11 protein-coding genes are annotated in these 13,449 nt (G+C 42.2%); 6 read left to right on the forward strand and 5 right to left on the reverse strand.

Annotated features, from left to right (window positions below; translation table 11 throughout):
- Nucleotides 1-7 precede the first annotated feature (7 nt).
- Both ACWQ4X_RS03140 and ACWQ4X_RS03145 read right to left on the reverse strand, forming a co-directional pair.
- Entirely contained in the window at nucleotides 8-1,549 is a 1,542-nt protein-coding gene (locus tag ACWQ4X_RS03140) for an aldehyde dehydrogenase (protein WP_457902691.1), read from the reverse strand.
- A gap of 38 nt (nucleotides 1,550-1,587) precedes the next feature.
- Nucleotides 1,588-2,421, reverse strand: coding sequence for a p-hydroxycinnamoyl CoA hydratase/lyase (locus ACWQ4X_RS03145; RefSeq protein WP_142767939.1), 834 nt, complete (start codon nucleotides 2,419-2,421; stop codon nucleotides 1,588-1,590).
- Between the two features lie 260 nt (nucleotides 2,422-2,681).
- On the opposite strand from ACWQ4X_RS03145, the gene mhpT reads away from it, so the two are divergent.
- From mhpT to ACWQ4X_RS03160, 3 genes are all read left to right on the forward strand, one after another.
- Nucleotides 2,682-3,914, forward strand: coding sequence for a 3-(3-hydroxy-phenyl)propionate transporter MhpT (gene mhpT, locus ACWQ4X_RS03150; RefSeq protein ID WP_457902692.1), 1,233 nt, complete (start codon nucleotides 2,682-2,684; stop codon nucleotides 3,912-3,914).
- A 91-nt stretch (nucleotides 3,915-4,005) separates the two neighbouring features.
- On the forward strand, nucleotides 4,006-4,434 hold the full coding sequence (locus ACWQ4X_RS03155) for a MarR family winged helix-turn-helix transcriptional regulator (RefSeq protein WP_374530332.1): 429 nt from the start codon (nucleotides 4,006-4,008) through the stop codon (nucleotides 4,432-4,434).
- Nucleotides 4,435-4,584: 150 nt separating this feature from the next.
- Nucleotides 4,585-5,271, forward strand: coding sequence for a GntR family transcriptional regulator (locus ACWQ4X_RS03160; protein ID WP_142767942.1), 687 nt, complete (start codon nucleotides 4,585-4,587; stop codon nucleotides 5,269-5,271).
- Nucleotides 5,272-5,310: 39 nt separating this feature from the next.
- Here ACWQ4X_RS03160 and ACWQ4X_RS03165 read toward each other — a convergent pair whose 3' ends face one another.
- Nucleotides 5,311-6,255, reverse strand: a complete 945-nt coding sequence (locus ACWQ4X_RS03165; RefSeq protein ID WP_457902693.1) for a PDR/VanB family oxidoreductase — start codon at nucleotides 6,253-6,255, stop codon at nucleotides 5,311-5,313.
- A gap of 10 nt (nucleotides 6,256-6,265) precedes the next feature.
- Nucleotides 6,266-7,342 carry an aromatic ring-hydroxylating dioxygenase subunit alpha gene (locus ACWQ4X_RS03170; protein ID WP_457902694.1) on the reverse strand — a complete coding sequence of 359 codons (1,077 nt, stop codon included), beginning with the start codon at nucleotides 7,340-7,342 and terminating at the stop codon, nucleotides 6,266-6,268.
- 495 nt (nucleotides 7,343-7,837) lie between these two features.
- On the opposite strand from ACWQ4X_RS03170, the gene ACWQ4X_RS03175 reads away from it, so the two are divergent.
- On the forward strand, nucleotides 7,838-9,184 hold the full coding sequence (locus ACWQ4X_RS03175; protein ID WP_457902695.1) for an MFS transporter: 1,347 nt from the start codon (nucleotides 7,838-7,840) through the stop codon (nucleotides 9,182-9,184).
- Nucleotides 9,185-9,217: 33 nt separating this feature from the next.
- Complete coding sequence (locus ACWQ4X_RS03180; RefSeq protein WP_457902696.1) at nucleotides 9,218-10,501, forward strand: OprD family outer membrane porin; 1,284 nt, start codon at nucleotides 9,218-9,220, stop codon at nucleotides 10,499-10,501.
- 82 nt (nucleotides 10,502-10,583) lie between these two features.
- On the opposite strand, the gene ACWQ4X_RS03185 is transcribed toward ACWQ4X_RS03180, so the two are convergent.
- The gene (locus tag ACWQ4X_RS03185; protein WP_457902697.1) at nucleotides 10,584-11,915 is read right to left on the reverse strand and encodes a D-serine ammonia-lyase; all 1,332 of its coding nucleotides are present in this window, start codon (nucleotides 11,913-11,915) and stop codon (nucleotides 10,584-10,586) included.
- Nucleotides 11,916-12,171: 256 nt separating this feature from the next.
- Between ACWQ4X_RS03185 and dsdC the strand changes: the two genes are divergently transcribed.
- A complete protein-coding gene (dsdC, locus tag ACWQ4X_RS03190) occupies nucleotides 12,172-13,077 on the forward strand; it encodes a DNA-binding transcriptional regulator DsdC (protein ID WP_457902698.1) in 906 nt (301 codons plus the stop codon).
- Nucleotides 13,078-13,449 lie beyond the last annotated feature (372 nt).

The following is a 13,449-nucleotide window of genomic DNA, read 5'->3' on the forward strand; positions in this document are numbered from 1 at the left end:
CCAAGCCTTAAATTGGATAATGGCGAGGCTGGGTCTGTATGGTAATCCAACGTAATTCGGTAAACTCTGCAATCGAAGCTTTGCTACCAAAGCGACCATAACCACTGGCTTTGGTTCCGCCAAATGGCATTTGCGCCTCATCATGCACCGTGGCACCGTTAATATGGCAAATACCCGAATCAATCTGTTTGGCAACATCCAGCGCTTGCGCGATATTTTGACTAAATACAGCGGCAGATAAGCCATATTCACTGTCATTGGCAAGAGCAACGCCTTCTTCAAGGCTGCCAAAACGTTGCACCGTACACACAGGACCAAAAGATTCTTCACGATACAATGCCATGTCAGGTTGAATATTCAGCACCAAAGTCGGCTGCATGGTGGTTGCTTCAATGTGAATTCCCAAAGGCAAGTCGGCACCTTTGCTTTGCGCATCTTCCAGTAAATGTTGAATACGCTGTGCAGCACGAGCACTTTCTAAAAACCCAAGCGCATATTGTTGTGTGCTTGGATTGCCCGCACGAATCGTACGGGTTTTTTCAATCAGTTTCTGAATGAATTGATCGGCAATGCCATCCTGTACCAACACACGTTCGGTCGACATACAGATTTGACCTTGGTTAAAGAAGGCACCGAAGGCAACGGCATTCACTGCTTCATCCACATCGGCTTCATTCAACACCACCACAGGGGCTTTACCACCGAGTTCCAACAGCACAGGTTTTAAATACTTTGACGCGGTTTCGGCAATAATTTTTCCGACTTTGGTGGAACCAGTAAAATTAATGCGTTTTACGGCAGGATGGGAAATTAAACGTTCGACAATTTGTGGAGCATCTTCAGCGGCATGGGTAATTACATTCACCACGCCATCCCCCAAGCCAGCTTCATGCAGCACTTGCCCAATTAAGCGCTGCGTTGCAGGACAGGCTTCAGAGGCTTTCAGTACTACGGTATTGCCGCAAGCCAGTGGCATGGCTAAGGCACGTGTAGGCAAAATAATCGGGGCATTCCATGGAGCAATACCAACCACGACCCCGCAAGGGACGCGAATGCCCATCGCCATATTACCCGGCACATCGGAAGGTATCAGGCTACCATCCATTTGTGTGGTCATGGCTGCTGCTTCACGCAACATATTGGCTGCCAAATGGACATTGAACCCATACCATGTTGCAGTCGAACCCGTTTCACGCATACCAATTTGAATAAATTGCTCAGTTTTCTGATCCATCAAGTCCGCGGCTTTAAGCAGACGTAAGCGGCGTTCAGTCGGAGATAGCTTCGACCAAACTTGAAATGCCTGAGCCGCAGATTCAATGGCACGATCGACATCTTCCAGCGTTGCCGCAGCAGCAATACTGGCAACTTGACCATCAATCGGGCTGATCCGTTCAAAAGTAGCCTGATTGGATGCAGCAACAGCTTGACCGTGGATCAGTAACGGTGTCAGTTCCAGTTTTTTAATCGCGCTGGTGGCACTGCCAAATGTAGATTCATTGCTCTGATCTACAGATTCATCATGTCTAAGTGACTGTACATTGTGCATGGGTTGTATCCTTACATAACCATTTAGAAAAGAGAAAGTTAACCAGTACGCTTGTAGCTTTGTAAACCAGGTTTAATCGATTTCTCATCTAAAAATTGTTTCAGACCTTCTTGGCGTCCACCTTCAGTATCACGATGGATACATTGATCTAGCTTGGCATATAAATAGTCTTCGTTCTGATCCCAAGTCAGTTCGCGGCAACGTTTGAACCCATTTTTCGCAGTACGTAACACCACTGGGTTTTTCTCAAGCAGAATATTTGCCAGTTCTGTCACTTCAGCTTTCAATTCTGCTAAAGGCACACTTTTGTTGACCAAGCCCATGTTTTCGGCTTCTTTACCACCGAAGGTTTTACCGGTCATGATGTAATACAGCGACGTGCGATGACCAACGGTATCTGCCATGGCTTTGCTGACCAAGTTGCCCGGCGGAATGCCCCAGTTAATTTCTGAGAGACCAAAGGTTGCTTCATCTGCGGCAATCGCCAAATCACATGCCACTAAAGGTGAGAAGCCGCCACCAAAACACCAGCCGTTGACCATGGCAATGGTCGGTTTGGAATACATGCGCAGCAATTGCCACTGCCAACGGCATGAATCACGACGAATACGTTCTTGGAAAATTTCAGGTTGAGTATCCACTTCACGGAAATACTCTTTTAAATCCATGCCCGCAGTCCATGAATCACCAGCACCCGTCAGCACCACTACGCGCGCATCTTGATCCAGTTCGATGGTTTCCAGTACATCAATCATTTCACGATTCAATGTCGGGCTCATGGCATTTTTCTTTTCTGGGCGGTTGAATGTTACCCATGCAATTCCATTTTCAACTTTAACATCAACAGTTTCCCAACGTTTTTCATATGTCATGTGCTTACTCCTTGAATGACAGTTTGTTTGTTCTGTATTCAACATAATATCAGTTAAACTTATATTCAAGTGTTTTTTGAAAAATTTCTAATAAATTTTATAAAGTAATGAAAAAATATATAAATTAAATATTTTTTAAAATTATATTGAAAATTACTATTGATTTTTTAATCAGTCTAACTGATATTTTATTGGGTGTTCAGTGAACAGCACAAAACAACAAAATCGAATGGAAATAACTGTGAAAAAAGGATTGAACTATGGAAAAAGTGTTACATCCGTCAGGAAAGGCGAAAATCACTTTATTGCTGTGTTTTGCCATCGCCATCTTTGAGGGTTTCGATCTTCAATCCATGGGGGTTGCAGCACCACGCATGCGCGCAGAGTTTATGTTGGATAATGCACAAATGGCCTTGGCGTTTAGTGCGGCAATTTTAGGTACCTTGCCGGGTGCCATTATTGGAGGAAGACTGGCAGATATCATTGGTCGTAAAAAAGTTTTAATTTTTAGCATCTTATTGTTCGGTGTCATGTCGCTCATGACGGCCTACGCTGGAAACTATGACTTGCTGCTGTTCATTCGCTTCCTGACCGGTCTGGGAATGGGCGGTGCCTTGCCCATGATGATTACTTTGGCATCGGAAGCGGTTTCCTCTGACCGTAAAGGTACTGCGGTGAGTGTGATGTATAGCGGTATTCCATTTGGAGGGTTATTAACTTCGGTGGTGGCCATGATGTTGGCAGGCGATGCAGAGTGGCGTCATATTTTTTATGTCGGCGGTATTGCACCGATTTTATTAATTCCGTTGTTGTTAAAATTCTTGCCTGAATCTAGCGATTATTTACATGGGAAAACCCAAGGTCAACAAACTACACCTTTTATGGAAGTACTGTTTGCCAAAGACCGTCGTATGTCGACCATTCAGATTTGGATCAGCTTTTTCTGTACCCTTGTGGTGCTGTATTTCTTGTTGAACTGGTTGCCGCTGTTGATGGGGGCTCAAGGGCTTTCCAAACTAGAGGCGAACTATATTCAAATGGGTTACAACGTGGGCGGCATGTTTGGTTCAATCTTGATGGGCATGATGCTCGATAAAATGCGCATGAGTTTCGTAATTAAATTTATCTATTTGGGTATTTTGGTTTCACTGTGCTGTTTGTCGTTTTCACCGACGGTGGCGTTACTGGCTTTATCTGCAGTGGGTTGTGGCTTGTTTATTGTGGGTGGACAGTCGGCATTGTATGGTCTGGCAGCGATGTACTATCCAACCGAAATGCGCGGCACGGGTGTAGGTGCAGCGGTGGCGATTGGACGTATCGGCTCATTTGCAGGTCCACTTTTGGCAGGTTTTTTACTGTCGATTGGTAAAAGTGCCACGATTGTGATTGGCTCAAGTATTCCTGTAATTTTGATTGCGGCAATTTCTGCCTTACTGCTTGTCAGAAAACCTAAACAGCCTGTACAGTTAATGCAAAGTTCCACAGCACCTTAAACGGTCTAGACCGAAAGAAGTATGAGATTTTACGCTCATGCTTCTTTCATTTTTTGATTTTGATAATGAAAGATGAGTGCATATAAGTTCAATGGCTAAACTAGAAGATGGACCACGATTAAGCTATACCATTGCCCGTTTGGATCGCGTGGTGAGTCAATATTTAACTGAACATTTAAAAGATTATGAGATTACTTTGCCACAATTTACCGCGCTGTCGGTATTGGCATCCAAAAGTAATTTATCCAATGCTAAATTGGCAGAACGCTCATTTATCAAGCCGCAGTCTGCCAATAAAATTTTGCAAGATTTACTCAGCAACGGCTGGATTGAGAAAAAGCCAGATCCCACTCATGGACGTCGTATTCTCGTGACCGTGACCGAAAGCGGTTTAGTCAAATTGGCGGAATGCAATAAAATTGTAGAAGCTTTGGAGCAGAAAATGTTGCAGGGCATAGATATGAATTTGGCTTATCTGATTCGTAACAACCTCGACATCATGGTCAATAATCTTAAATAAACACTCGCTAGATAATGTTGAATTGTGAGGAAAGATCACGATTAGCAATAAATGCAGCGGCGGGTACACATTCGTGACCAGAAAGCTATTGTCACCAGCGGAATGAAGTTGTTAGCATGGCTTGAAAGTTTTGCATAAAGTGTGGCTAGGATGTCTTCAGGACAACAAGTTTTAATTAAACTAAGAAAAATGATTATTGCTGGGGAACTTGAAGGTGGTAGTCGTATCGCTGAAATTCCGACAGCAGAATTACTGGGGGTCTCGCGCCAGCCTGTGCGTATGGCTTTTCGCCTGTTAGAACAAGAAGGGCTGTTGATTAAGAACCCAACCCGTGGTTATACCGTTCGTGAAATTTCAAATGAACTGGTGAATGATGCGCTGGAAGTACGCGGAGTACTGGAAGGCTTAGCGGCAAAAACTTTGGCAGAACAAGGTTTATCGGCAGAGCAGCAGCAAACCTTAAAAAACTGTATCGAACAAATTGAACAGCTTTTTGCGGAACATACCGAATTTGGTGATGAAGAATTAGAACGTTATCATGAGTTTAATGTGATTTTTCATGACACCATCATTCAGGGTGCTCAAAACATCGCCTTAATTCAGGCTTTGGCAAAAAACAATCAATTGCCTATGGCTTCTGTGCAAGCCATCACCTATGACCAGTCTCGTGCCTTATCGGAATATCGACGTTTGCATTATGCGCATATGCAACATTGCTCAATTTATGAAGCATTGCTGCAACGCCAATCGGGGCGTGCTGAAACCTTAATGCGCGAACACAGTAGTGTCGCGTTGTTGGGTGAAACCGTTAAAAATATATTGACCGCTACAGCTTAAAATTTTCCCACCCTATATATTTCGGGTGGGGATCTACTTTTATAACTCAATCACCAGATGTTTGGACTTCGAGCGTGAGCAGCACGGAGTGAATTGATTATTCAAAGCACGTTCTGCATCAGTCATAAACATATCGCGATGATCTGGGGTGCCTGAAACCACACGGGTAATACAGGTGCCGCAAATGCCTTGTTCACAAGATACAGGCACATCAAAACCATGGGCTAACAGGGCTTGCGTCACGCTCTGTTCAGTGTGAACGTCAATTCGACGTCCTGTACCTGCAATTTCAACGGTAAAGGCTTCATCATTTTCCTGCTTGCTTTGCTGTGCCACAAAATGCTCTTGATGCAGTTGCTCTGGCTGCCAAGCTGCAGTTTCCGCAGACTGCATCACAAATTGCATAAAGCCTGTAGGGCCGCAGACATAAAGATGCTTTTTCTCATGTGGATGCTGTAAAACAGTTTGCATATCACATTGCGTTGCGTCTTGATCCTGAATATGGAAATGCACTTGCTCGGCAAAATGCGTGGTCAAATTGCCATAAAAAGCGATCATTTCATGGGTGCGCACAAAATAATGCAATTCAAAAGGAATATTCTGCGCCTTTAAGCGATATGCCATGGCAAGAATAGGGGTAACGCCAATCCCACCTGCAAATAACAGGGCTGTTTTCGTGTTTTCATGCAGGGTAAATAAATTACGTGGTTGCCCAATACTTAACACATCACCTTCACGATAGTCCGTATGCATGCAACGGGAACCACCGCGTGAATTTTCATCGTGGAGTACCCCAATCACATAACGATGTTGTTCACTGGAACAATTGGACAGCGAGTATTGACGGGTTAATCCATTTTTTAAATGCACATCAATATGCGACCCAGCCTCAAAGCGCGGCAAAGCCGAGCCTGAGCTGGAAACCAGTTCAAATGCACGAATGGAAGGGGTGAGTTGATGAATCTTATTTATAATCACGTCCATGTTTTTATCCTTAAATCACATGAATATTTGGAAATTTGACCACTTCAATTGGGGTTGCAGCCAGTCTTTCTTCACTCAGTAAGCGATCAATAATTTTGCGTGATTGCACACCGCCAGCATCAATATTCAGCATTAACAATTTGCGCTGTGGATTATTCAGAATGTTTTGTTGCTGTTGCTCCAGCATTTCCAAATCTTCAGTAAAGATTTTGCCTTGTCCTTCACGAATTTGATCGGTAAGTTCGCTGTTTTCAGGTTGGAAGTTACGTGCCATGCCCCAGAAATACCAATGGGATGTTTCTGTTTCGGGAGTGATGAAATCCACCACGATTGAAGAGACTTTCTTTTCCTTGGGTGCGTCATAGCCTCCATGTCCAGCATGAGCAACACCCACTTCAATATGTACATTACTTGGTGCAAAGAAATGACAACGCTGCCAACGGTCTACAGGCACATCATCCGCTAAGTGATTGCCACGCAGTGCCATTTGCCAAAACGGAGGAGCGATGACATTTTCCATATAACGTTCGGTAATGACATGATCGCCATCGACTTTGGTGGTCGGTAAGGCTTCATCAATTTCTTTTTGACCGATACTGCTGGAATGCACATAGGTCTCATGAGTCAAGTCCATGAGATTATCAATCATCAGGCGATAATCACAATGAATGTGGAATAAGCCACCGCCATAACTCCACTCAGGGTGATCTGCCCATTCTAATACAGGAAGTTTAGATTCATCTGCTTGATCTTTTTCACCTGGCCAGACCCAAATAAAGCCAAATTTTTCCACTACAGCATAGGCTTTATTACATGGGAATCCCTGCACACGTTGTGCTGGCATAGAAATGGTTTTTCCTTCACAGCCCATCACCAGTCCGTGATAACCACAGACTAAATTGCCATCTTCAACATAACCGAGAGAAAGAGGTGCACCACGATGTGGACAAAAGTCTTCCACAGCGGCAACTTTATTTTCTTTGCCACGATAAAAAACAATTTTTTCACCGCAGATGGTACGACCGAGGGGTTTATCTTGGACTTCTTCTGGACGACATGCTACATACCAAGCATTTTTGATGAACATTGTGATGACTCCTTGTCAATTATTGGATCCAATTTATGTCTATTTATTCAATTTGTCAAATGCGATGAGGATGCTTTTATATGATTTATATATGTGAAATAGTAGTTTTTAATTGGTTGATATTGTTCTGTAGGATTTTAATTGTGGATCCATTTATAAAGAAATTAAAACGTTTTATGAGTAATTTAGTGGATCCAAATTTAATTTTAAATAATTTTTTTATTGGATGTTTTATGTTAAGTATATGATATTAAATAGTATATATGGCTTTATTTATTGTTGAAATAAAAATCAGAGCAAATTAGTTGATTTTATGGATCCAATTATGCAGTATAGAAAAAGAGCAGGATGCTTCACAAAAATGATCTGTGTACAGGGTCACTTTAATTCTTAATTATCCCTTCTAGGCAATTATGGATATGGATATGCATAATCACCCAATGATGTGTTCTCACATGGTCGTGTGTATTTCCGTTCCTAATTGGGAGATACACAATGGAAAGAAATGTTTTAGACGAAATTAACAATAATAAAATGAGCCGTTACCAATGGTTCGTCATTTTGATTTGTATATTTCTGAATGTGATTGATGGCTTTGATGTCATGGTGATGGCATTTACTGCACCCTCTGTCTCTGCTGAATGGGCGTTATCGGGTGCACAAATCGGAATACTTCTCAGTGCTGGACTCTTTGGTATGGCAGCAGGTTCCATTTTTTTAGCACCTTTAGCAGATAAAATTGGTCGCCGTTTCTTAATTCTGATTTGTTTAATTATTGCAGGATTGAGCATGTCAGCCTGTGGAATTGTACAAAATCATACGATGCTGGCTGCGCTACGTTTTATTACTGGCATTGGGGTTGGCGGAATCTTGGCGAGTAGTAATGTACTGGCGAGTGAATATGCCAATGCACGTTGGAGAAGTCTGGCAGTCAGTTTGATGTCAACAGGTTATGGTATTGGAGCAACTTTAGGTGGCGTGCTTACCTTTGTTTTAATTGAACATCTTGGCTGGCGTTCTGTCTTTTTAGCAGGTGGTATCACTACGCTCATCATGTTTGCTTTTGCATTATGGTTACTCCCAGAGTCATTGGATTATTTGCTGGCAAAAAAGCCAGTACGAGCGCTGGAAAATACCAATATTATTCTGCAACGTATGCAGTTGAAGCATTTACAAACGCTGCCGCAGTATATGCAAGTTGAACAGCATAAGAGCAGTGATGTTGCGAAACTGTTCCGTGGTCATCAAGGTTTTCAAACTTTGTGTTTATGGTTTGCGTTTTTCTTGGTGATGTTTGGTTTTTACTTTGTGATGAGCTGGACTCCTAAAATTTTAATTGCGATGGGTATGTCGCGAGATCAAGGCGTCAGTACAGGCATTTTAATCAGTATTGGTGGAATTTTTGGTGCTGCAATTATTGGGCTTCTTGCTTCACGGATTAAGATTTTTCATGCCCTTAGTTTGTTCTTGGGCTTAACAGCACTCTGTATTTTCCTGTTTGTAGCGGTTTCATCTCAAGTGAGCATTGCGCTGATGGTTGGTTTGCTACTGGGTACACTCATTAACGGCTGCGTTGCAGGTCTTTATTCAATTTCACCGACCATTTACGAGGCGGATATCAGAAGTCGCGGTGTAGGTTATGCGATTGGATTTGGCCGTATTGGTGCCATTTTATCTCCAACGATTGCAGGTTTATTTTTAGATCAAGGAATGACACCTCAGCATCTTTATGCGTACTACGGCATTGTCTTTATCTTGGCAATTTTCCTGATATTAATCTTGGGTAAAGCGGTGTATCGACATCAACAAGCTCAAAATTATTCACTGAATACATCGATCTAACCATCTGTTTTAAAATTAAAAGTTGAGATAAAAATGAAAAAGACATCTTTATGGATGGGGATCTGCTTGTGCCCAATTTTTGTGAACATGGCACATGCGCAGTTCATTGCAGATAGTCAGGCTGAAATTACATTGCGCAACTTCTATTTTGATCGGGATTATAAAAATGATCCTTATCCCTATACTGCTGCTCGAGACTGGGCTCAGGGTCTGATATTTAAGGGACAATCAGGTTATACCGATGGGGCTATTGGATTTGGTGTAGATGTGCTTGCGATGGCTGGTTTTAATTTATTGGGCAGCACGGCAGATGATTATGCGCGGACTGGTCTTTTGCCTGTCAATACCGATAATTCTAGGGATGATTATTATGGAAAAATTGGTGTAACGGGCAAAGCTCGCTTAAGTAAAAATGAACTTTTTGTTGGAGATCTGGTTCCTCAGTTACCCACCATTTTCTCTTCACCAGCACGATTATTCCCACAAACTTATCGTGGTGTAAGATTGGTTTCGACTGAAATTCCAAAACTGCAATTGGAAGGATTTTATATGGATAAAGTCCGCCAACGTGATTCGATTCGCTATACCGACGTTGGTATTGATAATATCAACCGTCGTTTTGAACGTGCTGCAACAACCGATGATTTCTATACACTGGGGGGAGCATATCAGTTCAATAATGCCTATCGCGTGCGGTTGTACCATGCCGAACTACAAGATATTTACCAACAGCAATTTCTAGGAATAAATGGCAAACAGCCTATTTCAGATCAGTATAATTTCTTAACGGATGTACGTTTTTTTAATAGCTATGATTCGGGAAGTGAGAAAATTGGTACTGTAGATAATCGTCATTTAAGTGGGTTATTGGGTCTCAATACGCAAGGGCATACACTCTCTATTGGTTATATGCAGTCCTTTGGTGATACCGGCCTACCATTTTTATCGGGTGCTGAAAGTCCTGTCGTTCTCGATTTTATGAGTTCGGATTACTCCAATAAAGATGAAAAAGTGATTTCTTTACGTTATGACTATGACTTTAAAAATGTCCGTTTAGGTGAAACATCTTTATATGGTTTACGCTTTATGACGCGTTATGCCAAAGGCGATGATATTGATTTATTAACATATGGTGATCGACGCTTTGAAGAGGAATCTTTAGAGTTTGAATTGGGTTATCGTGTACCTGAAGGTAGTTTAAAGGGCTTGGGACTTCGAACCCGTTTTTCTCATTATCGCAATGATATGCCAACCAATATGACCTTCCATTCAGCGAATGAAACACGGATTAATGTGGATTATAGTTTTAAATTTTAAAGAAGTACTTTGAAGCATTCAGCCATCAACTTTGATGGCTGAATTGCGTGATAACTCAAGATTAAAGTAGATGAAAATTCAATTAACTTTGCGCCTTGGCTAAATAATTCGCCATTTCTTCTTCAGGTACCATGCCACCTCCTGTGCCCCAAACAAAATGATGGGCATTTTGCAATTGTTGTGTAGTGAAATGATGCATCGCTGCATATTCTGGATGTCGAGTAATTAACACAGGGCCTAACATACCGGCTAAGGCAGAGGGTTCCAGTTTCAGATGTTCAGTTTGATTAAGTAGACTGAGTAATTGATACAGGGTTTGGTCATCCAACGTGTAAAGCCCGTCGAGGAGTCGTTGCATAGCACGTCCGACAAATCCCGAAGCACGACCGACCGCGAGTCCATCCGCAGCGGTAACGTTATCAATCCCAATCTCCTGCACGGAAATTTGATCATGTAAACCTGTAGCAATACCCAATAACATACACGGGGAATGGGTGGGTTCAGCAAAGAAGCAATGTACATGGTCGCCAAAAGCCATTTTCAATCCAAACGCGACCCCACCAGGACCACCGCCAACTCCACAAGGCAAGTATACGAACAGGGGGTGCTCTTGATCGACCTGAATCTGGCGGTGTTGCAATTGCTGTTTTAAACGTTCGCCTGCAACGGCATAGCCTAAAAACAGTGCCTTGGAATTTTCATCATCAATAAAGTGGCAGTTCGGATCTGTAAGCGCTGCTTTACGACCTGCTTCAACCGCCACACCATAATCTTCCTGATATTCGACCACGGTCACGCCGTGCGCACGTAATTTATCTTTTTTCCATTGGCGTGCATCTGCAGACATATGCACAGTCACTTGAAAGCCCAGTTGCGCACTCATAATGCCGATAGAGAGTCCGAGATTCCCCGTAGAGCCGACCGCAATACTGTATTGACTAAAAAACTGCTTAAACTCAGGCAGATTGAGTTTGGCATAGTCATCTTCGAGGTTGAGTAAACCTGCATCCAGCGCCAGTTTTTCTGCAAAACACAGCACCTCATAAATACCGCCACGCGCTTTAATTGAACCTGAAATCGGTAAATGGCTATCTTTTTTTAGCCAGAGTGTGCCCTGAATCTTTTGTCCGAATTGAGCTTCAAGTTGCTGTTGCATGTGGGGAATTGCGGCAAGTTCAGATTCAATAATGCCATGGGTTGCTGCTGTTTCTGGAAATGCAGCCATGAGATAAGGCGCAAAGCGTGCCAAACGGTCACGTGCAGCATCAATATCTGTCTGATTCAGCCCAACAAAGGGCAATCCTTCTGTCAAAGTGGTGAAATTGGGATTGAACCACATGGTTTCTTTGAGTTCGATTAATGCCTTGACGATGGGATGTTGTTCACACAATTGCTGGATTTGCTCAGGATTCATATTGGGCACTCATTCAGGTATTTACTGGCTTGCAACGCAGAAATATTCCATTTGCAGAAAACTTATTTTGATTATTTGAATGGATTTACTGAGCTTGGTCAAATGATGATATTTAGATTTAACATTAGAAAAATTCATCTGAAATGAGAAAAACATCTTATAAATATTCATAAGGATGAGATAAATTAATCTTAGATTTATGATTCATATCATTTTGCTGGCTGATAAAAAATGGAATCCCGTGGAGAACGTACACATGGCAAAGAGCAGTTTAACGGGTTTTCAACTCTCCAAATTGTATACCTTCGAAGTCGCAGCTCGACATCAGTCCTTTGCCTTGGCAGCAGATGAATTATGTCTGACTCCAAGTGCAGTCAGCCATCAAATCAACCAGCTTGAAAAAGAACTGCAACTGCAGCTTTTTTTAAGATTGCATCGCAAGGTCGAGCTAACGTCTGAAGGTCAGCGTCTTTTTATTGCATTGCAGTCCTCACTGGAACATTTGAATCATGAACTGAATGCCATTCAAAATCAGGCTTTGGCAGGCTCACTCACCATTTATGCACGTCCTTCAATTACGCAGTGTTGGCTGATTCCCAGATTGCAGGATTTTATGCAGCAATATCCGTTGATTGAGTTGTCGATTTTGACGGGCAATGACACGGTTAATTTTCAGCGTACAGGCATTGATCTGGCACTTTATTTTGATCATCAACCTGCCGCCAATTTGAATAATCAGTATTTGATGGATGAGCAGATTATCCCTGTATGTAGTCCAGCCTATGCGAAAAAGATGAATTTGATCGGTCATGTGCCGCAGCTACAAGATTGTACTTTACTGCATGACAGCCAAGCATGGAACAACGGAACGGGCACCGAAGAGTGGCAGAGCTGGGCACATCATTTCGGGGTAGACCTAGATACCTCGAAGGGCATGCAGTTTGATCGTTCTGATCTGGCAGTTTTGGCAGCCAAACAGCATTTGGGTATTTGCATGGGCAGAAAAAGACTGGTTCAATCAGAGCTTGAACGAGGCGAGTTAATCACTCCATTTCCTGAAATGCTAATGGCGTGTGAGCAACATTATTATCTTGCCTCCGCACAAGGTCGCCTATTACCGAAAGTCGAGGTTTTTGTGACTTGGTTAAAAGCGCAGGCTTGATCTTCTCAGCAATATACGCGCATAGTGAAAATAATTTTGTAAACATAAAAAGCCTGAATTTGGTCAAATATTCTGTGAATCGATCTCTTATAAAGCTCCTCAAAAATTAGATAGTGATTTAAGAAATGAATTAAATCTATCATTATGATTTTTAATAATATTAATTATAAATTTGAAATTGAATATTTAAAGTATTTTCAATCACCACATCATGCATCTGTAGCATGAATGCTGCTGCGTGATTTTCTTTGCAGATTGTCAATTTATGTCACAAAGTGCCGTTATGTTCAGGTCGGCACTGGTCAAAAAAGTGATTTTTTTATACTATACGGCAAACTTTATAATTACGACATTCACTTTATATTTATTAAA

This window comes from Acinetobacter sp. NigerLNRRAM0016, assembly GCF_054112845.1.

What these genes read in the sequence shown, in the direction of transcription:
- ACWQ4X_RS03140 (WP_457902691.1), bottom strand. Translation starts at nt 1,549, where the DNA reads ATGCACAATGTACAGTCACTTAGACATGATGAATCTGTAGATCAGAGC.
- ACWQ4X_RS03145 (WP_142767939.1), bottom strand. Translation starts at nt 2,421, where the DNA reads ATGACATATGAAAAACGTTGGGAAACTGTTGATGTTAAAGTTGAAAAT.
- mhpT (WP_457902692.1), top strand. Translation starts at nt 2,682, where the DNA reads ATGGAAAAAGTGTTACATCCGTCAGGAAAGGCGAAAATCACTTTATTG.
- ACWQ4X_RS03155 (WP_374530332.1), top strand. Translation starts at nt 4,006, where the DNA reads ATGGCTAAACTAGAAGATGGACCACGATTAAGCTATACCATTGCCCGT.
- ACWQ4X_RS03160 (WP_142767942.1), top strand. Translation starts at nt 4,585, where the DNA reads ATGTCTTCAGGACAACAAGTTTTAATTAAACTAAGAAAAATGATTATT.
- ACWQ4X_RS03165 (WP_457902693.1), bottom strand. Translation starts at nt 6,255, where the DNA reads ATGGACGTGATTATAAATAAGATTCATCAACTCACCCCTTCCATTCGT.
- ACWQ4X_RS03170 (WP_457902694.1), bottom strand. Translation starts at nt 7,342, where the DNA reads ATGTTCATCAAAAATGCTTGGTATGTAGCATGTCGTCCAGAAGAAGTC.
- ACWQ4X_RS03175 (WP_457902695.1), top strand. Translation starts at nt 7,838, where the DNA reads ATGGAAAGAAATGTTTTAGACGAAATTAACAATAATAAAATGAGCCGT.
- ACWQ4X_RS03180 (WP_457902696.1), top strand. Translation starts at nt 9,218, where the DNA reads ATGAAAAAGACATCTTTATGGATGGGGATCTGCTTGTGCCCAATTTTT.
- ACWQ4X_RS03185 (WP_457902697.1), bottom strand. Translation starts at nt 11,915, where the DNA reads ATGAATCCTGAGCAAATCCAGCAATTGTGTGAACAACATCCCATCGTC.
- dsdC (WP_457902698.1), top strand. Translation starts at nt 12,172, where the DNA reads ATGGCAAAGAGCAGTTTAACGGGTTTTCAACTCTCCAAATTGTATACC.